The organism is Immundisolibacter cernigliae, from assembly GCF_001697225.1.
In the GTDB taxonomy this organism is placed as follows: domain Bacteria; phylum Pseudomonadota; class Gammaproteobacteria; order Immundisolibacterales; family Immundisolibacteraceae; genus Immundisolibacter; species Immundisolibacter cernigliae.
The window spans coordinates 800,820-825,084 of record NZ_CP014671.1 but is presented as its reverse complement, the minus strand read 5'-3'; the positions used below and the strand labels follow the sequence as shown (position 1 = coordinate 825,084).

General features: G+C 66.0%; 25 protein-coding genes and 3 tRNA genes. 25 read left to right on the top strand and 3 right to left on the bottom strand.

Annotated elements, in window-relative coordinates:
- The first annotated feature begins 43 nt into the window (after positions 1-43).
- The 8 genes from PG2T_RS03870 (at position 44) to PG2T_RS03835 (ending at position 5,360) form a co-directional block, all read left to right on the top strand.
- Entirely contained in the window at positions 44-691 is a 648-nt protein-coding gene (locus PG2T_RS03870; protein ID WP_068802911.1) for a uracil-DNA glycosylase, read from the top strand.
- Positions 688-2,511, top strand: a complete 1,824-nt coding sequence (gene uvrC, locus PG2T_RS03865; RefSeq protein WP_068802910.1) for an excinuclease ABC subunit UvrC — start codon at positions 688-690, stop codon at positions 2,509-2,511. Before PG2T_RS03870 ends, uvrC begins: the two co-directional genes overlap by 4 nt.
- Complete coding sequence (pgsA, locus tag PG2T_RS03860) at positions 2,511-3,077, top strand: CDP-diacylglycerol--glycerol-3-phosphate 3-phosphatidyltransferase (protein WP_068802909.1); 567 nt, start codon at positions 2,511-2,513, stop codon at positions 3,075-3,077. The genes uvrC and pgsA overlap by 1 nt, the downstream gene beginning before the upstream one ends.
- Positions 3,078-3,119: 42 nt before the next feature.
- Positions 3,120-3,195: transfer RNA gene (locus tag PG2T_RS03855), tRNA-Gly, on the top strand.
- Between the two features lie 48 nt (positions 3,196-3,243).
- Positions 3,244-3,317, top strand: a tRNA-Cys gene (locus PG2T_RS03850).
- A 163-nt stretch (positions 3,318-3,480) separates the two neighbouring features.
- Complete coding sequence (locus tag PG2T_RS03845) at positions 3,481-4,716, top strand: tyrosine-type recombinase/integrase (RefSeq protein ID WP_068802908.1); 1,236 nt, start codon at positions 3,481-3,483, stop codon at positions 4,714-4,716.
- 42 nt (positions 4,717-4,758) lie between these two features.
- Positions 4,759-5,085, top strand: a complete 327-nt coding sequence (locus tag PG2T_RS03840) for a type II toxin-antitoxin system RelE/ParE family toxin (protein ID WP_068802907.1) — start codon at positions 4,759-4,761, stop codon at positions 5,083-5,085.
- Positions 5,082-5,360 carry a helix-turn-helix domain-containing protein gene (locus PG2T_RS03835; RefSeq protein ID WP_068802906.1) on the top strand — a complete coding sequence of 93 codons (279 nt, stop codon included), beginning with the start codon at positions 5,082-5,084 and terminating at the stop codon, positions 5,358-5,360. Before PG2T_RS03840 ends, PG2T_RS03835 begins: the two co-directional genes overlap by 4 nt.
- A gap of 590 nt (positions 5,361-5,950) precedes the next feature.
- Here PG2T_RS03835 and PG2T_RS03830 read toward each other — a convergent pair.
- Positions 5,951-6,934: an IS5 family transposase gene (locus PG2T_RS03830; RefSeq protein ID WP_068802296.1), complete on the bottom strand. Its 984-nt coding sequence runs from the start codon at positions 6,932-6,934 to the stop codon at positions 5,951-5,953.
- Between the two features lie 172 nt (positions 6,935-7,106).
- Here PG2T_RS03830 and PG2T_RS03825 point away from each other — a divergent pair, with 172 nt between their 5' ends.
- The 8 genes from PG2T_RS03825 to PG2T_RS03800 all read left to right on the top strand — a co-directional run bounded on the left by PG2T_RS03825 (position 7,107) and on the right by PG2T_RS03800 (position 12,157).
- Positions 7,107-7,490: a hypothetical protein gene (locus PG2T_RS03825; protein ID WP_145930985.1), complete on the top strand. Its 384-nt coding sequence runs from the start codon at positions 7,107-7,109 to the stop codon at positions 7,488-7,490.
- 144 nt (positions 7,491-7,634) lie between these two features.
- A complete protein-coding gene (locus PG2T_RS03820; RefSeq protein ID WP_145930984.1) occupies positions 7,635-7,853 on the top strand; it encodes a hypothetical protein in 219 nt (72 codons plus the stop codon).
- Entirely contained in the window at positions 7,853-8,212 is a 360-nt protein-coding gene (locus PG2T_RS16925) for a CHC2 zinc finger domain-containing protein (protein ID WP_075968131.1), read from the top strand. Before PG2T_RS03820 ends, PG2T_RS16925 begins: the two co-directional genes overlap by 1 nt.
- Positions 8,209-10,110 (top strand): AAA family ATPase, encoded by a 1,902-nt coding sequence (locus PG2T_RS03815; RefSeq protein ID WP_068802903.1) that lies wholly within the window; start codon positions 8,209-8,211, stop codon positions 10,108-10,110. Before PG2T_RS16925 ends, PG2T_RS03815 begins: the two co-directional genes overlap by 4 nt.
- Positions 10,107-10,574, top strand: coding sequence for a TubC N-terminal docking domain-related protein (locus PG2T_RS03810; protein WP_068802902.1), 468 nt, complete (start codon positions 10,107-10,109; stop codon positions 10,572-10,574). Before PG2T_RS03815 ends, PG2T_RS03810 begins: the two co-directional genes overlap by 4 nt.
- A gap of 73 nt (positions 10,575-10,647) precedes the next feature.
- Positions 10,648-10,998 carry a terminase small subunit-like protein gene (locus tag PG2T_RS03805; RefSeq protein WP_068802901.1) on the top strand — a complete coding sequence of 117 codons (351 nt, stop codon included), beginning with the start codon at positions 10,648-10,650 and terminating at the stop codon, positions 10,996-10,998.
- 120 nt (positions 10,999-11,118) lie between these two features.
- Complete coding sequence (locus PG2T_RS15350) at positions 11,119-11,427, top strand: HGGxSTG domain-containing protein (protein ID WP_145930983.1); 309 nt, start codon at positions 11,119-11,121, stop codon at positions 11,425-11,427.
- 166 nt (positions 11,428-11,593) lie between these two features.
- The gene (locus tag PG2T_RS03800) at positions 11,594-12,157 is read left to right on the top strand and encodes a DUF4124 domain-containing protein (protein ID WP_068802900.1); all 564 of its coding nucleotides are present in this window, start codon (positions 11,594-11,596) and stop codon (positions 12,155-12,157) included.
- A 27-nt stretch (positions 12,158-12,184) separates the two neighbouring features.
- Here PG2T_RS03800 and PG2T_RS15740 read toward each other — a convergent pair whose 3' ends face one another.
- The gene (locus tag PG2T_RS15740; RefSeq protein ID WP_158513141.1) at positions 12,185-13,564 is read right to left on the bottom strand and encodes an RDD family protein; all 1,380 of its coding nucleotides are present in this window, start codon (positions 13,562-13,564) and stop codon (positions 12,185-12,187) included.
- 169 nt (positions 13,565-13,733) lie between these two features.
- Between PG2T_RS15740 and PG2T_RS03790 the strand changes: the two genes are divergently transcribed.
- Positions 13,734-14,705 carry an IS481 family transposase gene (locus tag PG2T_RS03790; protein ID WP_068802899.1) on the top strand — a complete coding sequence of 324 codons (972 nt, stop codon included), beginning with the start codon at positions 13,734-13,736 and terminating at the stop codon, positions 14,703-14,705.
- A gap of 263 nt (positions 14,706-14,968) precedes the next feature.
- Positions 14,969-15,271 carry a hypothetical protein gene (locus tag PG2T_RS03785; RefSeq protein ID WP_068802898.1) on the top strand — a complete coding sequence of 101 codons (303 nt, stop codon included), beginning with the start codon at positions 14,969-14,971 and terminating at the stop codon, positions 15,269-15,271.
- Positions 15,272-15,687: 416 nt separating this feature from the next.
- Here PG2T_RS03785 and PG2T_RS16220 read toward each other — a convergent pair whose 3' ends face one another.
- Positions 15,688-16,875, bottom strand: a complete 1,188-nt coding sequence (locus PG2T_RS16220; RefSeq protein ID WP_068802897.1) for an aromatic ring-hydroxylating oxygenase subunit alpha — start codon at positions 16,873-16,875, stop codon at positions 15,688-15,690.
- Between the two features lie 201 nt (positions 16,876-17,076).
- On the opposite strand from PG2T_RS16220, the gene PG2T_RS16215 reads away from it, so the two are divergent.
- The 7 genes from PG2T_RS16215 to PG2T_RS03745 all read left to right on the top strand — a co-directional run bounded on the left by PG2T_RS16215 (position 17,077) and on the right by PG2T_RS03745 (position 24,252).
- Complete coding sequence (locus tag PG2T_RS16215) at positions 17,077-18,135, top strand: class III extradiol ring-cleavage dioxygenase family protein (RefSeq protein WP_068802896.1); 1,059 nt, start codon at positions 17,077-17,079, stop codon at positions 18,133-18,135.
- A gap of 10 nt (positions 18,136-18,145) precedes the next feature.
- On the top strand, positions 18,146-19,039 hold the full coding sequence (locus PG2T_RS03770) for an SDR family NAD(P)-dependent oxidoreductase (RefSeq protein ID WP_068802895.1): 894 nt from the start codon (positions 18,146-18,148) through the stop codon (positions 19,037-19,039).
- A 14-nt stretch (positions 19,040-19,053) separates the two neighbouring features.
- The gene (locus tag PG2T_RS03765) at positions 19,054-19,950 is read left to right on the top strand and encodes an alpha/beta fold hydrolase (RefSeq protein ID WP_068802894.1); all 897 of its coding nucleotides are present in this window, start codon (positions 19,054-19,056) and stop codon (positions 19,948-19,950) included.
- A 354-nt stretch (positions 19,951-20,304) separates the two neighbouring features.
- A tRNA-Asn gene (locus PG2T_RS03760) sits at positions 20,305-20,380 on the top strand.
- Between the two features lie 607 nt (positions 20,381-20,987).
- On the top strand, positions 20,988-21,602 hold the full coding sequence (locus PG2T_RS03755) for a hypothetical protein (protein ID WP_068802893.1): 615 nt from the start codon (positions 20,988-20,990) through the stop codon (positions 21,600-21,602).
- Between the two features lie 19 nt (positions 21,603-21,621).
- Positions 21,622-23,868 (top strand): response regulator, encoded by a 2,247-nt coding sequence (locus PG2T_RS03750; protein WP_068802892.1) that lies wholly within the window; start codon positions 21,622-21,624, stop codon positions 23,866-23,868.
- Positions 23,869-23,874: 6 nt separating this feature from the next.
- Complete coding sequence (locus tag PG2T_RS03745; protein ID WP_068802891.1) at positions 23,875-24,252, top strand: response regulator; 378 nt, start codon at positions 23,875-23,877, stop codon at positions 24,250-24,252.
- Positions 24,253-24,265: the final 13 nt, after the last annotated feature.

The following is a 24,265-nucleotide window of genomic DNA, read 5'->3' as shown; positions in this document are numbered from 1 at the left end:
CCTCTGGCAAACTGTCCGCACACCGGCCAGCCCGTAACGTCCAATGACCGCCACCGCGCTGCACGATCCCGCCTGTCGGCGCTGTCCGCGTCTGGCCGATTTTCTCGATGGCGTGCGCGCGCAGCGCGCGGACTACTTTGCCGCGCCGGTGCCGGGTTTCGGGCCTCCCGGCGGGCGTTTGTTGATCGTCGGGCTGGCGCCCGGCATGCACGGCGCCAACCGCACCGGCCGGCCGTTCACCGGCGACTACGCGGGCCTGCTGCTGTACCGCGGCCTGCATGCCCTCGGCTTCGCCAGCGCGCCGGAATCGCTGGCCGCGGGCGACGGCCTGCAACTGTTCGACTGCCGCATCGCCAATGCCGTCAAATGCCTGCCGCCGGCCAACAAACCGCTGCCGGAAGAAATCAGCACCTGCAACGCCTTTTTGCGCGCCGAGCTGGCGCAGTTGCCGCCGGGCGGCGTGGTGCTGGCATTGGGCCATATCGCCCACCAGGCGGTGCTGCGGGCACTCGGTGAAAAGCCCAGCCGGTTCAGGTTTGCCCACAGCGCCCGCCACCCGCTGCCGGGCGGCCGCTGGCTGGTCGACAGCTACCACACCAGCCGCTACAACGTGCAGACCGGCCGCATCGACGCGGCCATGTTCACCGCCGCGCTGGCCAGTGCCCGCGACCTGATCGAACCGGCACCATGACCGAGCGTCCCGAACCGAAGGCCATCGCCGCCCGCCTGCCGCCCCGGCCGGGCGTCTACCGCATGCTGGACGCCGCCGGCCAGGTGATCTACGTCGGCAAGGCCGGCAGCCTGCGCCGGCGCGTCGGCAGCTACTTCAGCAAGCGTCACGACTCGCCCAAGGTGGCGCGCATGGTGGCGCAGGTCGCCGACATCGAGGTCACCGTCACCGCCTCCGAGAGCGAGGCGCTGATCCTCGAAAACAGCCTCATCAAAAGCCTGCGGCCCCGCTACAACATCATGTTGCGGGACGACAAGAGCTACCCATACATCTACCTGTCGAAAGGCGAGGCCTTCCCGCGCCTGGCCTTTCACCGCGGCGCGCGCAAGGCGCCGGGGCGCTACTTCGGGCCATATCCGAGCGCCGGCGCCGTGCGCGACAGCCTGGCCCTGATGCAGCGCATCTTTCCGCTGCGCCAGTGCGAGGACGCCGTGTTTCGCGCCCGCACGCGGCCGTGCCTGCAGTACCAGATCAAGCGCTGCACCGGGCCGTGCGTGGGCCTGATCGGGCCGGACGACTACGCCGTGGACGTGCGCCACGCCGAGCTGTTCCTGGAAGGCAAGAATGAACTGGTGATCGGCGAACTGGCGGCGCAGATGTCGCAGGCCGCAGCGCTGCTGGACTTCGAGCAGGCCGCGCGCCTGCGCGACCAGATCGGCGCCCTGCGGCGGGTGCAGGAACAGCAGGGCATCGAGGGCGTGGACGCGGACGTCGACGTCATCGCCTGCGCCAGCCGGCAGGGCGTGGCCTGCGTGGAGGTGCTGTTCATCCGCGGCGGGCGCAGCGTCGGCACCCGCTCGTTCTTTCCGCGCCTGGCCGATGACGCCGAGCCGGACAGCGTGCTGGCGGCCTTTGTGCCGCAGCACTACCTGGACGGCGAGGTGCCGGCCGAAATCGTGCTCAGTCACGCAGTGTCGGATCAGGCGCTGCTCGAAACCGCGCTCGCCGAAGTCAGCGGTCACAAGGTGCGCCTGACCGCCGCCGTGCGCGGGGATCGCGCCAAGTGGCTGCGCCTGGCGCGCACCAACGCCGCGCTGGTGCTGGGCCGGCGCCTGGCCAGCAGCGCCAGCCTGCGCGAGCGCTACGAGGCGCTGCAGGAGGCGCTGGGCCTGGACAGCCTGCCGCAGCGCCTGGAGTGCTTCGACATCAGCCACACCATGGGCGAGGCGCCGGTGGCATCCTGCGTGGTGTTCGACGCCGACGGCCCGGCCAAGTCCGATTACCGGCGCTTCAACATCGAGGGCGTCACCGGCGGCGACGACTACGGCGCCATGGCGCAGGCCATCGAGCGGCGCTACACGCGCCTGCAAAAGGGCGAGGGCAAGTTCCCGGACCTGCTGCTGATCGACGGCGGCGCCGGGCAGCTGGGGCGCGTCAAGGCGGTGCTGGACGAGCTGCAGGTCAGCGGCCTGGCGGTGCTGGGCGTGGCCAAGGGCGAAACCCGCCGGCCGGGCGCCGAGACCCTGCTGTTGATGGGGCGCGAGCAGCCGATCTTCCTGCCGCCGGACTCGCCGGCCCTGCACCTGATCCAGCACATCCGCGACGAGGCGCACCGCTTCGCCATCGCCGGCCATCGTGGCCGCCGCCAGCGGGCGCGCAACCACTCGCCGCTGGAAGACATTCCGCAGCTCGGCCCCAAGCGGCGGCGCCTGCTGCTGACACGCTTCGGCGGCCTGCAGGAACTGCGCCGGGCTGGCGTGGACGACCTGGCGCAGGTGCCCGGCATCAGCCACAGCCTGGCGCAAACCGTATACGACGCCCTGCACGGAGAACTCGCCTGATGAGCCGGCGCCTGCTGAACCTGCCCAACGTGCTCACCCTGGCGCGCATCGGCGCCATCCCGCTGGTGGTTGTCTGCTACAACCTGCCGACTGCCTGGGGCCGGCCGGCCGCCGCGGTGCTGTTCCTGGTCAGCTCGCTGACCGACTGGCTGGACGGTTACCTCGCCCGTCGCCTGGGCCAGACCTCGCCGTTCGGGCGGTTTCTGGACCCGGTGGCCGACAAGCTGATCGTCGCCGCAGCGCTGGTGCTGCTGGTGCAGGGCCACCCGCACAGCTACATGGCCGTGCCGGCCATCGTCATTGTCGGGCGCGAGATCACCGTCTCGGCGCTGCGCGAATGGATGGCCGAGATCGGCGAGCGGGCGCAGGTCGCCGTGTCCAGCATCGGCAAGACCAAGACCACCCTGCAGATGATCGCCATCAGCCTGCTGCTGTACGAACACAAACTGTATGGCCTGCCCGTCTACGAGCTGGGCGTGGCGTGCTTCTACGTGGCGGCAGCGCTGACGCTGTGGTCCATGGCCATGTACCTGAAAGCCGCCTGGCCCAGCCTGCGCAAGGCTTGACAGCGCGCCGCCCCGGCGCCGACAATCCGCGTCCCCATTCGGGCGGGAATAGCTCAGTTGGTAGAGCGCAACCTTGCCAAGGTTGAGGTCGCGAGTTCGAGTCTCGTTTCCCGCTCCACGTCTTTTCCTGGCCGCGCCCCGTGCGCGGCCAGTCGTTTCTGGCCCCGGCTAGGTGGCAGAGTGGTCATGCAGCGGCCTGCAAAGCCGCGTACGTCGGTTCGATTCCGGCCCTAGCCTCCATCCCACCGTTCGCATGGCGCCGCATAGCGCCGGAAACCCGCATAAACACTAGGTTTTTCCCCTTTCATGGGGTCGCTTAGTGCCGCTTGCAACCGTTGACAGCCGGGAAATTTGGGGGCACAAACGGGGACATCTACCGCCACGCGCGAAGGAGATGCCCCCAATGCCCCTGACCGACGCAGCAGTCCGCAACGCCAAGCCTGGCGTAAAGCCCGACGGCGCCGCCACGCCGAAGCCCTACAAGATTGGCGACGCCGGGGGGATGTACCTGGAAGTTGCCCCCACTGGGGGCAAGTGGTGGCGCCTGAAGTACCGCTTCAGGGGTAAGGAAAAGCGCCTGGCCCTCGGCGTGTATCCCAGCATCACGCTGGCAGAGGCCCGCCAGCGCCGCGATGAGGCCCGCCGCCTGCTGGCCCAAGGCATCGACCCGGGCGAGCACCGCAAGCTGACGAAGAACACGCTGCCGCAGGACGCGGACAGCTTCGAGGCCGTGGCCCGCGAGTGGTTCGCCAAGTTCTCGCCGACCTGGACGAAGGAGCACGCCGCCCGGATTTTGCAGCGCCTGACGCTGAACGTGTTCCCCTGGATCGGCGCCCGACCGGTGGGCAAGATCACTGCACCCGAGCTGCTGGCCGTGCTGCGCCGTATCGAGGCCCGCGGCCGCCTTGAAACGGCGCACCGGGCGCACCAGAACTGCGGCGCCGTGTTCCGCTATGCCGTGGCCACCGGCCGCGCCGAGCGTGACCCGTCCGGCGACCTGCGCGGCGCCATGCCGCCGGCCAGCAAGCGTCACCACGCCGCGGTCATTCATCCCAAGGCGATAGCCGAGCTGCTGCGCGTCCTGGAGGGCTACACGGGCAGCTTTGTCACCGCCTGCGCCCTGCGGCTGGCGCCGCTGGTGTTCGTGCGTCCTGGCGAACTGCGCCGCGCCGAGTGGGCCGAAATCGACCTGGACGCCGCCGAGTGGCGAATCCCGGCCGCCAAGATGAAGATGCGCGCCCCGCACGTGGTGCCGCTGGCCAGCCAAGCCGTCACCATCCTGCGCGAGCTGCACCCGCTGACCGGGCGCGGTCGGTATGTGTTCCCCGGTGCCCGCAGCGCCGACCGGCCGATGAGCGAGAACACCGTAAACGCCGCCCTGCGCCGGCTGGGCTATGACAAGGACGTGATGACCGGCCACGGCTTCCGCACGCTGGCCAGCACCACGCTGAACGAACAAAGCTGGCCGTCCGACATCATCGAACGCCAGCTTGCCCATACCGAGCGCAACAAGGTCAAAAGCGCCTACGACTGGGCACAGCACCTGCCCGAACGGCGCCGGATGATGCAGGCGTGGGCGGATTATCTGGGTGGACTCAAGCAGGGCGCCGACGTGGTGCCGTTGCTGAGGGGTGCATGACCGACAGTTGTCCGTACCGCCTTCTATAACATTAACGTTATAATGCACTGGACAGTCCATGCCCTGAACGCCGAGGTCGAGGCCGAAATCAAGGCCCTGCCCGCCGACATGCAAGCCCGCTACCTGCGGCTGGCCGACCTGATCGAGGCCCACGGCCTGGACCGCATCGGGGCACCCCACATCAAACACCTGGAAGGCAAGCTGTGGGAACTGCGTATCACCGGCCGCGACGGCATCGCCCGTGCGATCTACGTCACAGCTACCGGCCGCCGGGTGGTGGTCCTGCATGTCTTCGTGAAGAAGACCCAGAAGACCCCGCCGCGTAGCCTGGAAACCGCCAGAAAACGACTGAAGGAACTTGAGCCATGAAGACCCACGCCGATCTGAAGAAAGCCCTGCTGCGCAACCCGGAAGTCCGGGCCGAGTACGACGCACTGGAAGATGAATTCGCGCTGATTGCGCAACTGATCGAGGCCCGCGCCCGTGCCGGCCTGACGCAGGCGCAGGTGGCCGAGCGCATGGGCACCCAGCAGACCGCCGTGGCTCGCCTGGAAGGCGGGCGGGTGCGCCCAAGCCTCGCCACCCTGCGTCGCTATGCCGAAGCCACCGGCGCGCGCATCGTGGTGCGTCTGGAAGCCGCCTAGCGCCAGCTGCCGCGAAGTCTGATTGTCTGCCGCGCCTAGCCCGAGGGGGCGAAAAGCCGGACATCCTGCCGGCTTGGCGCGGCCTTCTACAAGGGCGAGGGTGCGCGCATGGCGCTGAAACCGACTTCTGAGCAATTGGATCAACTTCTCTTCTTTCTGGAATCCTGCGAGAAAGCCGCTAATCCACCGCCTGCGCCGAGCGGCGTGCTGAGGAATCCTCGACTTTCCGCACCGCCTAAACCGCGCCCCCACCCCGAGACGCTCGCGGATCTCTTGAACGGGGAACCGGCGCCCTTCGAGGTGACTGAACGCTTGGGGGGTGATCGGGCAGGACGAGTGGCCCAACTTTATTTATGGCTGAGGCGGTTCCCCGCTTTCGCTTGGATGAAGGAACAGCCTGCCATAATAGAAGGGCTCAAGACATTTAATCGGATACAGAAGCTAAGGAAACGCTGATCAATCCCCCGAAACCAGCGCTATGGACATGACGGCGCTGACGCGTGACCGCCCCTGGGGAAAAACGGCCCGTTTTCGGGTGTGGATCGGGCCAATGTGCGTGTTCTGGCCGGATATTCCGGTTTTGGGCTCCCTCAGGACGCACGGAGGGTGTGCCGCGCCCGAAGGCGCCAGCCGGCAATCACCACGTTGGCCAGGCCGAACAGCGTGAACAGCTGCGCCTGGTTCTTGGCCAGCCCCCGGTAACGCGCCTTGCGGTGCTTGAACAGGTTCTTGATGATGTGAAACGGATGCTCGACCTTGGCCCGCAGGCTCGCCTTGACCTGTTCGATCCGTTCCTGCAGGCGGCCCAGCGCGTCATCGGGCAGGGCCCGGCGCACGCCCGGGCGCAGCGCCACGTGCCAGGTGACCGGCGTGTCCCGATTCTCCGGGCGCTTGGCTACGCCCTGGTAGCCGGCATCGCCCAGCGCGTCCGTTTCCTGCCCGTGCAGCAGGGCGTGCGCCTGGGTCACGTCGTTGACGTTGGCCGGCGTGGTCAGCACCGTGTGCACCAGCCCCGAGTCCAGGTCGACCCCGATGTGCGCCTTCATGCCAAAGTGCCACTGGTTCCCCTTCTTGGCCTGATGCATGTCCGGATCGCGCGCCCGGTCGCGGTTCTTGGTCGACGGCGGGGCGGCGATCAGCGTCGCATCCACGAGGGTGCCCTCACGCAGCAGCAGGCCCTGGCGGGCCAGGTGATCGCGAATCGTCTCGAAGATCACCCGGCTCAGACCCTGATCTTCCAGCAGGCGGCGGAACTTCAGCAGCGTGGTCGCATCCGGCGCCGCCTCGCGGGCCAGGTCGATGCCGATGAAGCAGCGGATGGCGTGGCTGTCGTACACGGCGTCCTCGATGCCCTCGTCCGACAGCCCAAAGCACTGCTGCGCCACGTACATGCGCAGCATGCGCGACAGCCCCAGCGGCGGGCGGCCCGGGCCCTTGCCGGCCGGGTAGAACGGCGCCAGCGCCGCCTCCAGCTGCGCCCACGGCGTCACCGCCTGCAGCTGCGCCAGGAAGCGCTCGCGGCGCGTCTGCTTCTTCTTGCCGGCGTACTCGAGGTCGGAAAAGCTCGTTTGCATGACGTCTGCTCACCACCGCTGCGGACCAGGTCACATTGTCTCAGGACCAAGGTCTCATGCCTCCAACGGGAGGGAATAAATCAGCGTTTCCCTAAGAAAGCACGATTCGAAATTTGTAGACGATCTTGCGATCCTTCGCTTTTGGCTGTTCGCTGGTTGGGCCGTGAGAGTAATGAGCAGGAAGAACAAGCCGGCACCTCGCGCAGATGAACGAATTAAAGCCGCTGCCGCTGCAAAGGCATTGCGAGACATCGCGAAGAAAACCACGCTATTCAAGGAGGCCGGTATTAAGTGCCCAGAAGTGGACACGTTCCTGCAAGCGCTCGATCGATTGCACGCACTCACCACAGTTAAGCGCCGACCCCGCACTGATGAATTTACGAACGACAGGAAGTACGTCGAACTACTTGCAGTGCTCGCGATAAGGCTCTTCGGCGACGCCCCTCCCGCGCTCATCTGTGAGGTGACCGCACTGAAGGTCATGAATCCAGACAAGGTGTCGATCACGAAGCAGGTGAGCGCCTTCAAAAAAGAGGCCTTGGCAGAGAAGGTGTGAGATAAGCGAACAAAAATGCACCGGTTCTAACATGTTCAATTGGAGGGCAAATCCATCCCACTTCTGGCACCTGTGATATAGCCCGCCGGCCCCAGACTTGCGCCACCTGCCGCTGTTGGCAGCCTATGAACAAAGGTGGCGAAAATGCTCGATTATCGAACATTGCCGGATGAGGCTTTGATCCATGCCGTCGAGGTGCATCGGCCGCACGGCCCGGTGCCCATGGGGCGCACGGCGTTCAATGAGGCCGTACGCCGTGGCGAAGCGCCACAACCGGTCCAGCGGCGCCACCGTTCCACCCTGTACCGCTGGGGCGATATTCGCGAGTTTCTCGAAAAGCTCGCCACCGGCGAGAACGCCTGATGGCCGCCGGAAAAAACCCCGCACACGGCGGTGGCCGTGGCGGGGCTTATCAATGGAGTGCGCTTTACGGGGGTCGATCCGACTCGCGCGGCGAGTTTCGGCGCGACTTGCTGCCCGAGCCGCTGGGGTATTACGCGGCCGAGGGAATTCGGCTATCCGGCCGCGGCGCATGGCGTGACGCGGTTTGCCCGTTCCACCAGGACACACGGCCGAGCTTGCGCGTTCACTCTGAAACGGGCGGCTTCAAGTGCATGGCCTGCGGTGCCAGCGGCGGGGACGTCCTTTCATTCCATCGGCGCCGGCACGTCATGGGATTCGTCGAGGCAGCAAAGGCGCTCGGCGCATGGAGCGTGCTATGAGCGCCGTCATCGAGCGCGAGACGCCACAGCAAGCCGCGCGTCGGTTTTCCGCTGGGGCCATCCGGGATGGATTCCAGCCGCAGGCGCTGCACTGCTACACCGACGAAAGCGGCGACGCGCTTTTCTGGCGCATGCGGGCAAATAACCCGGCGACCGGCGAGAAGTGGATCAGGCCGATGCACCTGGAAGGCGGCGAATTCGTGATGGGCGAACCGGCGTTCGATGAAGGAAAGCCGATCTATCGCCTTCACGAAATAGCCGGCCATCCCGATGCACCGGTCTTCGTTGTCGAGGGTGAGGGCTGCGCCGACGCGCTGGTGAAGGCCAGCCTTATCGCCACCACGTCAGGCGGTGCCGGATCGGCTGCCGCGGCCGACTGGTCCCCGCTTGCCGGGCGCGCCATCACTATCTGGCCGGACAACGATGAACCCGGCCAGCAGTACGCCGTCGACGTGGCTGAGCGCCTGCGGGCGCTCGGCTGCACCGTGCGCGTGATCGACGTTGCCGCGCTCGATCTGGACCCCAAGGGCGACGCCGTGGACTGGCTGGCAGTCAATCCGGGCGCCACGGCCGACGACGTGTTGGCGCTGCCGTGCCTGCCGTGCCTGCCGCACCAGACCGCTGAGCCACAAACGCCCCGCCACGTGAGCCGATGCATGGCCGACATCAAGTCGGTGCCGGTTCGGTGGCTGTGGCCCGGCCGCATCGCGCGCGGCAAGCTGACCATCGTGGCCGGCATGCCGGGCCTGGGCAAGTCTCAAATCACGGCGAGCATGGCGTCCGTCGTCACCAGCGGCGGGCTATGGCCGGTGGACCGCTCACGCGCCGGGTCTGGCAGCGTCATTTTCCTGACCGCCGAAGATGATGCCGCCGACACGCTGAGGCCGCGCCTGGAAGCTGCTGGCGCCGTCTTGACCCGCGTGTACGTGCTTGACGCTGTACGCGCCGCAGACCGCGAGGGCAGGCCCTTCGAGCGGGGCTTCGACCTGACCCGCGACCTGGACGCGCTGGCCGATCTTATCGACACCATCGGCGACGTGCGGCTGGTCGTCATCGACCCGATCACGGCTTACCTGGGCGCCACCGATAGCCACCGAAACGCTGAGGTTCGCGCCGTGCTGGCGCCCTTGGCGGCGCTGGCGGCGAAGTACGACGTGGCCGTGGTGGCCGTGTCTCACCTGAACAAAAGCGGCGGCGCCGACGCGTTATCCCGAGTCACGGGCTCGTTGGCCTTCGTGGCTGCCGCGCGTGCCGCGTTCATCGTCGCCAAGGACCCCGCGGACCCGGACCGTCGGCTGTTCCTGCCGGTGAAAAATAACATCGGGCCGGATGGCGACGGCCTGGCGTACAGGATCGAGGCGGCGACCGTGGGCGACATTCACACCTCCCAAGTGGCGTGGGGTAGCGAGCGAGTGACGATGACGGCGGGCGCGGCGCTGGCGGCCATCGAGAGCCGTGGCAGCGAGCGCGGCGAAGATGACGCACCGCAGCGCGGCGAGGCCGAGGCATGGCTTCGGGACGCGCTCGCTGCCGGCGCGGTGGCATCCAAAGAACTGAAGCACCTGGCGCGCGCTGACAGTGTCGCGTGGCGCACGATCGAGAGGGCAAAAAAGGCGCTCGGGGTGATGGCGCGCAAGCATGGATTCGGCGACGAAGCACGCTGGTCATGGGAACTGCCCGCAGACGAAGACCGCCACACCGACAAAGACCGCCACCGAACGCCGCCAACACCAGATGACGTGGCGGCCTTCGCTGAAAGTGAAGCCACAAGCCCTTTTGTGGAGCGGGTTTCAGCGAAGGCCGCCACCGCTCAGGGTCTTGGCGGTCTTCGCGGTGACGATGGCGGTCTTCGGGGCTGCACCGCCGATGAATATGCCAAGGCACGGGGTGCGTTTTGACGGCCGCCGATCTGCTGTCGACGGCGCTGGCCCGCGGGCTTGTGTTCGAGGTTCGCGGCGACCGAGTCATTTACGAGGGGCCGGTCGAGGCCGTCACCGATGACTTGCTGGCCGGCCTGCGCGAGCACAAGCCCGAGCTGCTGCAACTGCTGGCCAAGGAGGAACCCGGCAAGGTGCTGCACAGCTACGGCAAAGGCTACCGGCACCCGGACGGCCGCGTCGAGACTGGCGAGCCCGAACCGATGCCACGCCCTGCCGTGGACTGGCCGGCCGACCTAGACGCCATGCTGCGCAGGGTGTCGGCGTTCTACGAGTGGACGCAGGCTGATCGTGCTGACTTCACCGCCTGGGCACGGCGTTCACCGGACGGCATGGCCGATGCCCGCGCCTTCCTTGAGGCTGAAGCGGCCAAGTTGCCGGCACCTAGCCTGACCGACCGCCCCCGCGTGGCGCTGGGTCGATGACGGTGAACTGGCGGCGCTTGATGCGGCTATCCGCGGGCTTGAGTTTGAAGATAACTACGCGAGGGCGTGATAAATGCGAACCATCCGGACCCCTAAAAACGCTGATGCGGTATGCGCCGCGTTGGCCAATGGCAAGAGCGCGGCCGCTGCGTGTAGGGCTGCTGGCCTGGGGCGCACTGCGTTCTATGCCTGGCGGAACGATGATCCAGAGTTCCTGGAGCGCACTGACGCGGCCATCGAGGAAGGCACAGACAAGCTGGAAGACGTTGCCCTACAGCGTGCTGAGGACTCCAGCGACCTTCTGCTGATCTTCCTTCTCAAGGCCCGCCGGCCTGGAAAGTACCGCGAGCGCTACGTCGTTGAGGGCGGCGCCAAGCCGATCGAGGTCGTCGTCACGCGCCGGATCGTGCGGCCCCGCGAATAAAGCCGCCGTGCGTTTCTGCCCTGGCCCTGCCGGGCCAAGTCAAGATAAGCCGTCCGAGCGAACGTGAGTGAGGCTACTCGCCGCCGACGTTGGCGTGCCCATTTCATCGAGCACAAACGCTTGTCTGAGGATTACCGGCGGCGGCAGGACGTTTACCACGACGCGCTCCTTCGATGGGCGCAGGGCGGTTTCAAAGGCCCGAGGGCGGTGGAACCGAGGCCGCCGGATTGCCCGCGTCTGCCGGACGAGCTGCGCAGCCTGACTTGCGGCGCCAAGACGCGCGCCGGCACGCCATGCAAGCGCATCGACCTGTACGAGTCGGGCCGCTGCCGGTTCCATGGTGGCCTCAGCACCGGGCCGCTGACCCCTGAAGGCAAGCAGCGCGCTGCTCTGAACGGATTGCGGCCGAAGAAAAAGCGGACCCCATGATCGGATAGCTTAGGCTAACGCTGCGAACCCAAAATCTCCTGAGTCATGTTGAGGCGTTTGACGCCAATGGCGCGACGTTCCGATGTCAGCGCGCTTCCCCGGCTGCTTGCCGGGCTTACTGTAATGCGGTAGAACTTTTGCCGTGGCAACATCCTGGGGCAGCGGAATGAAAGGACTTATCGTTGCAACGCTGCTGCTCGCCGGGACGGCGCAGGCGCAAGTCTGTCAGTGGAAGGACGCGAACGGCGTCACGCAATTCGCCAGCCAATGCCCGAGCGATGTTGAGGTCGAACAGCGTTGGAGGACGCGACCAATAGATTATGGTGCCGCTCCGGCGCCGAGCCTGCTTATCGAGCAGGCGAATCGAATCAAGGCTAAGAACGCTGCGGAGGCGGCGCAGCTTCAGCAGAAGCGGGCGATCCAGGCAGAGGATGAGTACGTCAAGAAATTGCGGCGCATGGCGCAGGGCAACGGCAAGGGACTCAACCAGACCTGGAGCGAAGTGGCGGTGGACGCACAGCATCGACGGTTCGCTACCGACGAACTTGACCGCATCGAACGCAGGAGAGCTGGCCTACCGCCCAAGAGCGAGGTGGAGAAGCGCGTAGAGCGTTTGGAGCGCAAGGTTGATCGTGACCGCCGGAGGACGATCGCTGAGCAGCACGCCATCAGGTCGAAACAGCGCCAGCAAGAGTTCGACATGACAATGGACAAAATACGCCAACGGTGAGGGCTGCGCGCTTTTTGATCTGGGCGGCTACGGATTCGGCACGCGGCCAACAACTGGCTTCCACTCCCTCACGAGCCGCTGCGCCTCGGCGAGCTCGGCCGGCGTCATCAACGTAGCGACGAGGTCTCGGTTCTCGACCGCGATCTTTCGGTTTGCCGCGTCTGACGCGGGAAGAAGTGTCGCAGCGAGCTCAAGCCATTTGTAAGCCTGCACACGATCTTGAGCCACGCCCTCCCCGTTGCCATACATGAACCCCAGCATGTTTTGGCAATACGCATTGCCCTGCTCCGCGGCCAGGCGGTACCACTTGGCGGCCTCGGCATGGTTTGTGGTTACGCCTATGCCGTTGTTGTACATGACTCCGAGGCTGTTCTGGGCATTCGTATCTCCCCGCTCGGCGAGCGTTCTGAATACCCTCAAGGCCGTCGCGTAGTCACCGCGCTCATAAGCGGCCCAGCCGTCTTCGCTGGTCGCGGTTGCGGTCGCCTTTGGCTCCTTGGGCTTCAAATGCGGCAGCAGGTCACGCCCGGCTGGCTCTGTCTCGCCCTTGGGCCGCTTGACCCCTTCTTCATATGGGATGCGCTCGGTGGACTCACGCTTGGCAAATTTCATCGCGCCGAGGAATTCTTCGTCATTCAGTATTGTTGCCCTCGATGTCTCTTGGACCGCCTGATTGGGCGTCGGCGATTCCTGAGTGATCAGCCCAAACGAAACCCATACAAATAGCGTTGTGGCGATGGCACCAATTGCACGTGCCGGTGTCCAGCTTCGATGCGTTACCACCGCATGGCAGGACGTATCCCACAGCGTCGTTCCGGTCCGGGTGAGCCGCCTATAGGCGAGCATCATTGGGACAATCAACACGATTGGGATGCCCAGGCCCAGACCTTTCACCCATACGTCGAGACTGCGCCTTCTGGCATCTTCGGATGACAAGGGCTCCCCATCGGGATTGGCCACTTCTATGCCGAACAGCCATTTTCCGGGCGTGGTCTTGAACTGAGAAAGTAGCGCTGCCTCGACCGGGATCATCAAAAAGAGCGCGAGGATAACCAACCAGAATTGTCCACCGGGGGTGTTGATAAGATGCAAGATGTCGGGCAACGTGACGCCTGTCAGGCCCATCATCAGGCCCATCAAAAATTCCACGAAGAAAATCAAGGTGGTCACAAAGAGGATCGAGTCAATCATGCGGGCAAAGTACCGCCGCCACGGGTGATGATGCCCGCCCAGAAAGCTTCGACTTTGATTAACCGGCGGCGGTGCAGCCGGTGCAGCTGGCGATAGGGGCGACGGGGCCGACGTGGCCGGTCCACGTGCTGCATCGCCCCGGTCCGGCGAATCTTTGAGCAGCAGGACAGCCACCGCGCCCAGAAGGGCCACCCCTACCCACTGCACCAGCAGCATTTGGGTGTTCACGGACGCCGGGATACTGCCCCGACGTGGTGGTTCCGCGAGGTAGTTGTTCCATCCCGGATCATCATATAGTTCCGTCTCGGTCCCCGCTGCTGCTGGCGCGCGAGGTGTTCCGGGAGCTGGCAGGGGACGGGAAAGCGGTTGATCGGGAGGTGTCCGCATGCTGATTGCACTGCACAAACAAGCCCGCACCACGCCCCACGTGCGGGCGCAGATCGCGGCCAGTGATGAGCCGGTGGCGGTGCTGGCCCGCCGCTTTGGCGTCACCGAGCCGACGATCTACAAATGGAAGCGGCGCCCGGATGTCTACGACCGGCCGCACACCGCGCACCGCCTGCAAACGACGTTGACCCCCGGCCAGGAGGCGATCGTGGTCTACCTGCGCCGGGCCCTGCTGCTGCCGCTGGACGACCTGCTGGCGGTGACGCGCGAGTTCCTGTGTCCGGACGTGTCCCGCTCCGGGCTGGACCGCTGCCTGCGCCGCCACGGCGTGGGCAACCTGCGCGCCCTGCGCCCGGCGCCGGACAAAGCGGTCAGCAAGACCTTCAAGACCTACGTGCCCGGCTTTGTGCACGTCGACGTGAAGTACCTGCCGCAGATGGCCGACGAGGACCGGCGCCGGTTCCTGTTCGTGGCCATCGATCGGGCCACCCGCTGGGTTTACGTGGCCCTGAAAGCCGACAAGAGCGCGCGCTCGGCGCGCGCCTTCCTCAGTGCCCTGGCCACGGCCTGCCCGGTGCGCATCACGCGCCTGCTCACCGACAACGGCACCGAGTTCACGGACCGGCTGTTCGGGAGCCGGGCGCGGGCCCCGACCGGGACGCATGAGTTCGATCGCCTGTGCCAGGAACTGGGCATCGAGCACCGTCTGACGCCCCCGCGCCACCCGCAGACCAATGGCATGGTCGAGCGCTTCAACGGGCGCATCGCGGACCTGCTGCGCACGCACCACTTCAGGTCCAGCGAGGACCTGGAGCAGACCCTGCACCGCTATGTCACGCTCTACAACCACCACTTGCCGCAGAAGGCACTGAACGCCCAGACTCCGGCTCAAGCGCTTCAGCACTGGTACGCTTCAAAACCGGAGCTGTTTCATCGAAGGCCAAATAATCGGCCGGGACGTGACAGGTAGTGATACCCCATGTTGAACGCGGTCCCCCGAACCTGGACCTGGAACGGCGGGAACAGCAACATTGCCAACAGGATGGCCGCACATAGGATCAGCACCTGCTTCTGATGCTTGTTCATTCGAAGACACTCCCTGGAGCGCGCACAGCAGGGCGAATATACGTCAGCGGGGTATCAGGGGAGCGCGGCGTTTCGGGCACTATGGCCGCGGGTGCGGTACAGGCTTCCCCTGCCCGCGCGGGTGTCTAAAGTAGACCGAGGCAGGACATGGCAGCCGGCTACAAGACTGGCGGACGCCAGAAAGGCACGCCCAACACGCCCACGGCGGCCCTGGCCGAGCGGCTTGAAGATCGCGGCTGCGACCCGATGGCGGCGCTGGTGGAGATCGCCCAGGACGCCGAAACGCCATGTGAACTGCGGGTGCGCATTTACGGCGACTTGCTGCCGTTCTTATACCCGCGGCGCCCGGGGTCTTCACTGGCGTGCTTGGCACTCCCAGACGACAACGAGGTCGGCAGCTTCGCGCGGGGCCGTGGGCCGGGCCGCGGCGAGCACGCAGAACGCCGCTGAGATCGCCTGCACCCCCTTAGCACTGTCCGCGGGCACGAGGCGCAGCTTTCTACACCTTCTGTCGGCAGGGTAGACACAGCCCGCGCGCAGGCGAGGGGTAGAGGGGCTGCAACAACCGCCGCGCACGCGCGCGAGATGCAAAGGCGGCAGCCACACAACTCGGGTGCTCTATGCCACTGCCTGCCCATAGCGCCCCTACCCAGCACTTATGTCGTGTGGGCAAGAGTCACGCCGGCACCAAACTATTTTGGGGGCATATTTGGGGGCATTTCATCGGTAATTTGTTCGATGAATTGCGCAACCATGCGGGTTTCCTGCGCATATTCGATTGAGGCCCTAGCCTCCACGCGCTCATGGCACCCGCTGCCGACCCTGGCACGACGAGGTCGGGCCAGGGATTCCGCTGGCGCCGACGATCAGTATGAAGTCGCTTCCCGGATCGCCGGCTGCGGCCGCAGCTCGGGCACCTTCCCGCCGCGCAGCTGTTCCAGCGCGTACTTGCGCCAGGCGAGCTGAAAGCCGTCCGGCCGGTACAGCGGTGCCGGATCGTTGCTGCCGTGGCGCTTGGCGTAGGTATGCGAGTCTTCGGTCATGCTCAGATCCTGCGCGTTGAAGCGCACCATGCCGGCCCAGCGGCCCCAGCCGTAGAAGCGCGCCAGCCAGGATGCCCGCTGCAGCAGTGTCTTCGGGTAGCCGCAGGCGACCTGGAAATACAGGTAATGGTCGGCATCGGTCTGCACGAACCACTCGTAGTACAGCGAGCCGCCGATCGGGAAGTTCGACACCCGCACGATGCCCGGCAGGCGCACCGACACGATGCTGTTCACGCCCAGCGGCCCGTCGGCGAACTTGGTGAGCTTGATGACTTCGCCGAAGCGCTTCGGCGGCCAGGTGCCCAGGCCCGGATACTCCCGGTTGTTGCCCATGCCGGCGAACTTGTCGAGCAGCCACTCGCCGTCCTCGCCTTCCGTGCCCAGCACGGCGCTCGGTCCCTCGGCGTAGCCGAACATGTCGACCATGCGCATGTAGGCCGAATCCCGGTGCAGAAAAGTGGCGTGGCCAAGGCCCGGATTCTCCACATGCCAGCGCCAGTTGCCGGCCGCCACGCGGCGCACGGTGTGGACCTCGCTGGCTTCCAGCAGCCCGCGCGGGATGTCCTGCTCCACCGGCACCGGCGCGCTGTCGGCCAGCCAGATCCACACGATGCCCTGGCGCTCGGCCACCGCGTAGGTGCGTACGCGCGCCTTGCCGACGATGGCGCTGTCCGGCCCGTCGGTGAGCGCCGCCACCAGCCGGCCGTCGGCTACGTCGAAGGTCCAGCCGTGGTAGCGGCAGGTCAGCGTGCGCGAGCCGGGGAACTCGCAGCTGCCCTTGGACAGCTGCGTGCCGCGGTGCGGGCAGGCGTTGGCCACCGCGTAGGCCACGCCCTGGCGGCGCAGCAGCACCACCGGGTCGCCCATGAGCGTGCGTGCCAATGGCCGCTCGGTAATCTCGCGCGACAGTGCCACCGGGTGCCAGTAGTTGCGCAGGCCGCTTTCAGGAATGTGCTGATAGAACAGCTCATTGATGCGTGCCGCGTCGGCGCGGGCGTCGATGACCTGCATGGTTTTCTCCTCCGTTCCACGGGCGCCGACGGTATCGGGTGCGCTCGTGGCCTGGCAGCCTAGCAACACGGTCTGTGTGCCACAAGCGTTGTCCCGGCCGTGAAGCCCAAGCGCCGCAGCGGCTGCTACCATCGGCGCCAGCGAGCGCCAGCCGGTCGCTACAAACACAAGAATGCGCGCATCCAGAGGAGGACACGCTCGATGGCCGAGATTCTGGGCCTGACGGTTTCGGATTTTCCGTTCCTGCGCATGAAGCCGGCCAACATGCCGTGGGTGCTGTGGGGCAACCTGGCCTGGGGCTGGCGCGACCAGCCACCGCTGCGCGATCTGGCCCACTGGCCGGCGCCGATGCGGGCCGAGTGGGGCGCCGATCAGGGCTTCGCGGCCGGGGCGGCGCACCAGTTGCGCCAGCACGACCAGTTCCGCACCCTGCGCCGGGCGCTGGACGATTTCCGGCCGGACTTGCTGCTGATGCTGTACCGGGACGTCCACGAAACCTTCGCCGGCCCCGAGCGCCCGCAGTGGTGGCTGCATACGCACGACGCAGTCAGCGTTCAGCCGTATAACCTGTGGACGTTTTTCCGCGACAACTGGTTCGAGGAAGACCCGGATCGGGCCGAGATATTCCGCGGTCACCCCGAGGCGGCGGCCACTATTGCCAAGCATCTGGGCGAGTCTGGCGTGACACCCACCCTGGTGCCGAAGTCGCCCCATCCAGGCGGGCTGGGTCACAACTGCATTGCCGGCGCCGTGCACCTGGACTTCGACTGCCGGGAATTCCGCACGCCGATCCTGCCGCTGGGCATCGACCCGTTCCGTTTCGGCCGGGTGCGGGACGAGGAAGGCCTGAGCCCGCTCGACCTGTCCCGTGACGACCCGCCGCTGACGCCGCAACAGGCCTTCGACCTAGGCGTTGAGATCGCCCGCGCGCTGCGGCCTTCGCCGTGGCGGGTGGCCATCGTGGCGGCTGCCGACTGGTCGCACGCCAACGACGCCGGCAAGGCGCAGGGGCGCATCCACCCGGACATCGAGGCCGATCGGGCAGTGTTCGAGCAATGGCGACGCGGCGCTTACGGCGCCTGGCCGCAGCAGCTCAATTTCGAGCACTTCGAAGCGCACGCCCAGTGGGAGCTGCTGATCCCGACCGTGCTGGCCGGCGCCATGAGCGAAGTCGGCGCCGGCGCACCGCGGCACGCGGACTTTCAGCCCACATGGGTGTGCAACGACGATTTCGTGACCACCGTTTTCGAGCCCCGCTGAGGACGCCGCCATGGGACGTTTGCAGGATCGCGTGGCGCTGGTGTTCGGCGCCAGCCCGCACATTGCCGGCACCACCGCGCACTGGTTTGCCAAGGAAGGCGCCCGGGTGGCGGTGGCCGACTACAAGGCCGAAGCCGCCGAGGCCTGCGCGAACTTCCTGCGCGGCAAGGGCTTTGATGCCCACGCCCTGGTCGGCGATCCCACGCAGGAGGCCGACGCCCAGCGCCTGGTGGCCGAGGCCGTCGGCCATTACGGGCGTGTTGACATCATGTTCAACCAGGTCGGCAACCAGTACCGCCACACGGTGCTGGACATGAACCTGCACGACTGGAACCGCAGCCTGCACGGGTATCTGACCGGCGGCATGCTGACCACCAAGTACACGGCTCGGGCCATGACCGAGCTGGGTATCGCGGGCTCGATCATCCACATCGTGTCCGACGCCGGCCACCAGGGCGAGGCCGGCAACAGCGCCTACAACGCCGCCAAGGCCGGGCTGCTGAACTTCTGTCGCGGCGCCGCCATGGAACTGGCGCGCAGCAAGATTCGCGTCAACACCATCAGCCCCACCTTCATGGACCACCTGCTGTGGCAGTACCCGGCCAAGATGCTCAATCCGCGCCTGCACGGTCCCAACACGATGTCCGCGGATGATTTCCTGAAAGGCATTCCGCTGGGCCGCTTCTGCAACGCGCGCGACATCGCCAATGCGGCGGTGTTTCTGGCCTCCGACGAATCGTCGTTCATGACCGGCCAGGACCTGATGCTCGACGGCGGCGCGCGGGCCGGCTATTTCTGCTGGCAGCCTGGCCAGTTCAGCGGCATCACCACCGAGGACGCCATCGGCGAGCTGCAGCCGCACCAGTACGGCGAGCCCGCACCGCAGATCAAGATCGATTATTGAGAAGGAGCAAGGCCATGAACAGCCCGGAATTCGTCTCGCGATTCGTACGTGCCGGTGCCTACAAGATGCACTACATCGAGTGGGGCGACGGCATGCCGGTGGTAATGGTGCACGGCGGCGGGCCGGGCGCGGCGGGCGAATTCGGCTGGGGCCACAACGTTGGCGCGCTCGGCCGGCATGGTCGCGCCATCGCGGTCGACCAGATCGGCTTTGGCCTGAGCGACAAGCCGCTCGACAAGGAGTTCTCGCATCAGTTCCTGGCCGAGCAACTGGCGGTGTTCATCGACACGCTGTGCCTGGACGAGGTGTACCTGACCGGCAACTCGATGGGCGCCTACGTGGCCGCGCGATACGCGCTGGATCACCCCGGGCGAGTCAAGAAGCTGCTGCTGGTCAGCAGCGGCACCATCGCCACCGGCATGGGTATCGAGATGGGCGCGACCCCGGGCATGAAAAAACTGGTGGCCTACGACGGCACCAAGGAAGGCTTGCGCAATTTCATCAGCGGCATCCAGCACCATCCGGAGCGCATCAGCGAGGAACGCCTGGAGAAGCGCTGGCAGTATGCGCAGCTTCCCGGCGTGCCCGAGGTGCAGGCTTCGTTCTTGAATTTTTTCCGCGACCGTCGGGTCAACGATCCGCAGGCCGCGCAGTGGTTCGACCTGCGCCATCGCCTGCCCAAGCTGGACATCCCCATGCACTTCATCTGGGGCCGGCACGACGTCTTCGCCACCCCGGAAATGGCCGATCAGCTAAAAGAGCTGCTGCCCAACGCCACTTTCGAGTGGTTCGAGGATTCCGGCCACGTCTGCCAGAACGACGAACCGGATCGGTACAACGAGGTGGCCCTGAAGTTCTTTTTTGCGCATGAGACAGATCGGGACGTTATCGCCGCCGCGCCGTCCGGCTGAGTCCCTTACGCCCTGCCTGTATGCCCCGGGTGGGCGGAAACACCGTCCAGCCGAGCTTGTATTGCCGGATAGATTGACAGGTCGAACCTGCGCTTGTTCTGCCACGTGCGAGTGTCCGTGCAGCGAAATTTTGGTGATCGCCACGCGAGTACCGAGCCGGCAAGGGGTTTGTGCCCATTGCGTTCGCTGCCGCCATGACGAAATACCCCAGTTCGGCGTCTTCAAACGCGGGCGGCCGCGAGTCGGAAATCCAAGATCCGGTCACCAACACTGCGCGACGTTCCAGGATCGCGCCGTGCCGGTAGCGGCTTGACCATCGCGGCGGCCGACACCTAGACTACGCGCCCTCTCAATTCCCCGGTAGCTCAGTCGGTAGAGCAAGTGACTGTTAATCACTGGGTCGGCGGTTCGAGCCCGTCCCGGGGAGCCATTTCCGAAGTCTGCCCTCGCGGCAAATTCCTGTAGCGCATGATCGACACCCTGCCCAAGGCCCTGATCGCCACCGTCGTCGCCATCGTGGCGGTCGGCGTGGTGTTTGCGCTGATCGTCTGAGCAGGCCGCGGCGGCAATCGCCGCAGTCTGCTCATCCATCAGTTTCCGGCGGAGCCGGGTTGGTCGGCCTTACGGTCGGAGTACCGCGTTACGTCCAAGGCTCGCCCCGGATGGCTCTGCAACCGCTGTGCCGGATGATATCGGCGCGGTTCCAGGGCGCGTTCGGCATCGACGCCGAGCCGTGCTTCGGCCCTTGACCGGTCAATGTCCGGCGCTTCGCAGACGGGCGCGGTCGGTGCGCGCCCGGTTTGACTTCAGGGCGCACCATTTGAATCGCTTGTGTGATTGATGCGTTGGGGCATCCATGCCTCAAGGGCACCTCGAAAGGTTTTGTCCAGGCGCCCTTCAGTGACGCGTGTCACACGATCTTGTGGTTCAAGTCGTGTCATCATCCTGCTTGCAAAGTTGGCTTTGCCAGCATTTGCATCCATACTTTGTGGCATACAACAGCTTCACCAATCGCAGATACTTCGCAGGAATACGACGTGCGTGCGAGCAAGCCCAGGCGCAGCGGATGGTTACGCTGGTTATTCTGGCTGACCGTCAGCCTGCTGATTGCGGGCGCGGCCCAGCTTTGGCACGCGCTGTCCGGTCGTGACTGGGTGTTGGCGGCCTGGCTGTTGCCGTTGCCGGTCCTGGCAGGGATTGCCTTCAGCGCCCTGTGGGGGCTGCTGGGCTCGCGTCGCGAGGTGGCGCCAGCCCGCGCGGGCCGAGCCAAGGCCAATCAACGAAAGTTCCCGCGCCACCCCAAGGCGCATTTGCAGGAACTGCAGCGCTCGGGCGACTACTGGGCGATCATGCTGCGTCTGCCCCCCGAGGGCGGCTGCCAGGTTGCGCAGTCCTTGCGCACGCAGGTGTTCGATTTGTATCGCGCGCCGCTGCTGCCGCTTGGCGGCTGCGCCAATGCAAGCTGCAAATGCGGGTATTCGGGCCTGAAGAACCGCCGCCGCCGCGATGTATTGCCGGCGACGCTCGAGCGCGATCGCCGCGCCGGGGCGGTGATCGAGTGGACCGGCGGCAAATTGCCGGTGCCGCCGGAGCCCCACGAGATCAACCGCAGGCAGGGTATTGCGCCGCTGCCGGAAGGGCTCAGCCCGTGATGATTGCAGGGCTCAGCCCGTGACGATTGCGCAGCGGCTGTTGCTGTCGTTCGGCTTGATCCTGCTGCTGTTCGGTATCAATGTGGCGCTGGCCCTGGGGGCGCAATTTTTTCGCTCGAACAGCGTCGAACGCATCCAGGATGCGGCCGAAAGTCAGTTGCTGCTGGCCCGCGCCGCGCTGCAATTACGGGCTTTGGACCCGCGTTCAGGGGCCGTGGAAGCCACTCCTTCGGCCGCATTGGACGATACGCTCACACAGCTTGCCAGCAGAGAGTCCCTGGCCGGCAGCACCGATCTGCAGGCCCTGCGCAAGGCGGTGGATGAACTGCGCAGCGGCACTTGGTCCTCGCATGAGGCAAGCGATCCTCTGTTGCGCCGCATTCGCGTGCACCTGGCCGCGTTACAGGCGGCGCAGCAAGCGCATGCCGACGCCGTGGCGGCTCAGGATGCGTCTGTCGAGCGCCTGACCCGGCAGGTGAGCATCGCCAACCTGCTGATCACCGGCGTGCTGGTGGTGGTGGTGACCCTGCATTTCTTTGTCTTCCTGCGCCGCCGCGTGATCCAGCTGAATGCCGGTGCGCAGCGCATCGGCGGCGGCGACCTTACCTACCGCATTCCCCTGGAGCATGACGACGAGCTGGCGGATGTGGCACGCGGCATCAACCAGATGGCCGGTCAGTTGCAGCAGGCTGCCCGCAGCACCGAGGAGGCACGTCAGGCGGCCGAGCAGGCCAATCAGTTGAAGAGCGCTTTTCTGGCCAACATGAGCCACGAGTTGCGCACGCCGATGAACGCCATCATTGGCTACACAGAAATGCTGCTGGAAGACCTTGGCGACCGTGCCGACGATCCGGACGCCGAGCAGATGGTGCAGGATCTGGAACGCATCCGCAGTTCAGGCAAGCACCTGCTGGCGTTGATCAACGACATCCTGGACCTGTCCAAGATCGAGGCCGGCAAGATGGAGCTGAGCCTCGAAACCTTCCCGGTGCAGGCCCTGCTGACGGACGTGGTCGACACGGTGCGCCCGCTGGTGGCTAAGAACAGCAATACGCTGGTGTTGCAGGTGCCTGACGATCCCGGCTCCATGCACGCCGACCTGACGCGGCTGCGCCAATCGCTGTTCAACCTGCTGTCGAATGCCGCCAAGTTCACCGACCACGGCACCATCACCCTGGGCGTCGAGCTGCAGGCCGAGGGCCCGCGCCCGCGCCTGCGTTTCAGCGTGACCGACACCGGTATTGGCATGACCGAACAGCAGTTGGGCAAGGTATTCGAGGATTTCGCGCAGGCCGACTCGTCCACGGCCCGCCGTTTTGGTGGTACCGGGCTGGGGTTGAGTATCAGCCGGCGCTTCTGTCGCATGATGGGTGGCGACATCAGCGTGCGTTCGATTGCCGGTGTCGGCTCGACATTTACCATCGACCTGCCGGTGCACGTCAGCGAAACTGCTGCCGAGGACAACGCGCCGACGACGCAGTCGACCATCACTGCCCAGCAGGGGGGCGACCTGGTGTTGGTGATCGACGACGACCCGGGCATGCTCGAATTGATGGGCCGGTTGCTGAACCGCGAGGGCTATCGAGTGGTCACGGCCAGTACCGGGGAGGAGGGGCTGGACATCGTCAAGCAGCTGCGGCCGCAGGCGGTCGTTCTGGATGTGCTGATGCCGCGAACGGACGGCTGGTCGGTCCTGTCATCGCTGAAGGCCGATGATCAGACGCGGGCCATTCCGGTCATCGTGCTGACCATGCTCGACGACAGCGAGATGGCATTCGCGCTGGGGGCGGCGGACTTCATGACCAAGCCGGTCGACCGCCAGCAGTTGGCCGCCAGTCTGCGCCGTTGCGGTCTGGTGCCGCAGGAGGGGACGGTGCTGGTGGTCGACGACGACGCGCAGTCGCGGGCCCTGACCCGGCGGGCGCTGGCCGACGGCAGCTGGCAGATCATGGAGGCGAACGACGGCTGGCAGGCGTTCGAGGTGATGCAGCAGCGCCCGCCGGACCTGATACTCCTGGACTGGCTCATGCCGGGCATGGGCGGGCTCGAGTTTCTGACCCGACTGCGCGCCGGCGAACAAGATCGCGTGCAGACGCCGGTCATTGTCGTCACGTCCCAGGAACTGGCTGACGAGGAACAGCTTGAGCTGGACCGCTATCGGGCATTGCGGATCAGCAAGTCTGCCCTGACGCGTGGCGCACTGCAGGCACAGATCAGCATCGCCCTGCAGGATGTGCGCCCGCAGGCGCGGGCGGCGGGAGGTTGAACGAAGATGGCAAAGATTCTGCTGGTCGAGGACAACGAGATGAACCGCGACATGCTGTCGCGACGGCTGCTGCGCAAGGGCTTCGACGTGGTGATGGCCGAGGACGGGGCCGCTGGCGTCGCACGCGCCGTCAGCGAGGCGCCGGCAGTGATTCTGATGGACATGAGCCTGCCGGTAATCGATGGCTGGGAGGCCACCCGCCGCCTGAAGGCCGATCCGGCCACGGCGCACATCCCGGTGATCGCCCTGACCGCGCATGCGATGAGCGAGGACCGGGACAAGGCCATGGCCGCGGGCTGCGATGATTACGACACCAAGCCCATCGACCTGGACCGGCTGCTGGGCAAGATCGCAGGCTTGCTGGCAAAAACCGGAGCTGCCTGAGCAGCGCAGGCGT

Excerpts from the sequence above, each read along its gene's own strand:
- PG2T_RS03835 (WP_068802906.1), top strand. The coding sequence starts at position 5,082 with ATGAAGACCCACGCCGATCTGAAGAAAGCCCTGCTGCGCAACCCGGAA.
- PG2T_RS16215 (WP_068802896.1), top strand. The coding sequence starts at position 17,077 with ATGGCCGAGATTCTGGGCCTGACGGTTTCGGATTTTCCGTTCCTGCGC.
- PG2T_RS03820 (WP_145930984.1), top strand. The coding sequence starts at position 7,635 with ATGCTCGATTATCGAACATTGCCGGATGAGGCTTTGATCCATGCCGTC.
- PG2T_RS03830 (WP_068802296.1), bottom strand. The coding sequence starts at position 6,934 with ATGCAAACGAGCTTTTCCGACCTCGAGTACGCCGGCAAGAAGAAGCAG.
- PG2T_RS03800 (WP_068802900.1), top strand. The coding sequence starts at position 11,594 with ATGAAAGGACTTATCGTTGCAACGCTGCTGCTCGCCGGGACGGCGCAG.
- PG2T_RS16925 (WP_075968131.1), top strand. The coding sequence starts at position 7,853 with ATGGCCGCCGGAAAAAACCCCGCACACGGCGGTGGCCGTGGCGGGGCT.
- PG2T_RS03770 (WP_068802895.1), top strand. The coding sequence starts at position 18,146 with ATGGGACGTTTGCAGGATCGCGTGGCGCTGGTGTTCGGCGCCAGCCCG.
- uvrC (WP_068802910.1), top strand. The coding sequence starts at position 688 with ATGACCGAGCGTCCCGAACCGAAGGCCATCGCCGCCCGCCTGCCGCCC.
- PG2T_RS03840 (WP_068802907.1), top strand. The coding sequence starts at position 4,759 with ATGCACTGGACAGTCCATGCCCTGAACGCCGAGGTCGAGGCCGAAATC.
- PG2T_RS03815 (WP_068802903.1), top strand. The coding sequence starts at position 8,209 with ATGAGCGCCGTCATCGAGCGCGAGACGCCACAGCAAGCCGCGCGTCGG.
- PG2T_RS03765 (WP_068802894.1), top strand. The coding sequence starts at position 19,054 with ATGAACAGCCCGGAATTCGTCTCGCGATTCGTACGTGCCGGTGCCTAC.
- PG2T_RS03745 (WP_068802891.1), top strand. The coding sequence starts at position 23,875 with ATGGCAAAGATTCTGCTGGTCGAGGACAACGAGATGAACCGCGACATG.
- PG2T_RS15740 (WP_158513141.1), bottom strand. The coding sequence starts at position 13,564 with ATGCTGCTGGTGCAGTGGGTAGGGGTGGCCCTTCTGGGCGCGGTGGCT.
- PG2T_RS03870 (WP_068802911.1), top strand. The coding sequence starts at position 44 with ATGACCGCCACCGCGCTGCACGATCCCGCCTGTCGGCGCTGTCCGCGT.
- PG2T_RS03805 (WP_068802901.1), top strand. The coding sequence starts at position 10,648 with ATGCGAACCATCCGGACCCCTAAAAACGCTGATGCGGTATGCGCCGCG.
- PG2T_RS03845 (WP_068802908.1), top strand. The coding sequence starts at position 3,481 with ATGCCCCTGACCGACGCAGCAGTCCGCAACGCCAAGCCTGGCGTAAAG.
- pgsA (WP_068802909.1), top strand. The coding sequence starts at position 2,511 with ATGAGCCGGCGCCTGCTGAACCTGCCCAACGTGCTCACCCTGGCGCGC.
- PG2T_RS03825 (WP_145930985.1), top strand. The coding sequence starts at position 7,107 with ATGAGCAGGAAGAACAAGCCGGCACCTCGCGCAGATGAACGAATTAAA.
- PG2T_RS16220 (WP_068802897.1), bottom strand. The coding sequence starts at position 16,875 with ATGCAGGTCATCGACGCCCGCGCCGACGCGGCACGCATCAATGAGCTG.
- PG2T_RS03790 (WP_068802899.1), top strand. The coding sequence starts at position 13,734 with ATGCTGATTGCACTGCACAAACAAGCCCGCACCACGCCCCACGTGCGG.
- PG2T_RS03785 (WP_068802898.1), top strand. The coding sequence starts at position 14,969 with ATGGCAGCCGGCTACAAGACTGGCGGACGCCAGAAAGGCACGCCCAAC.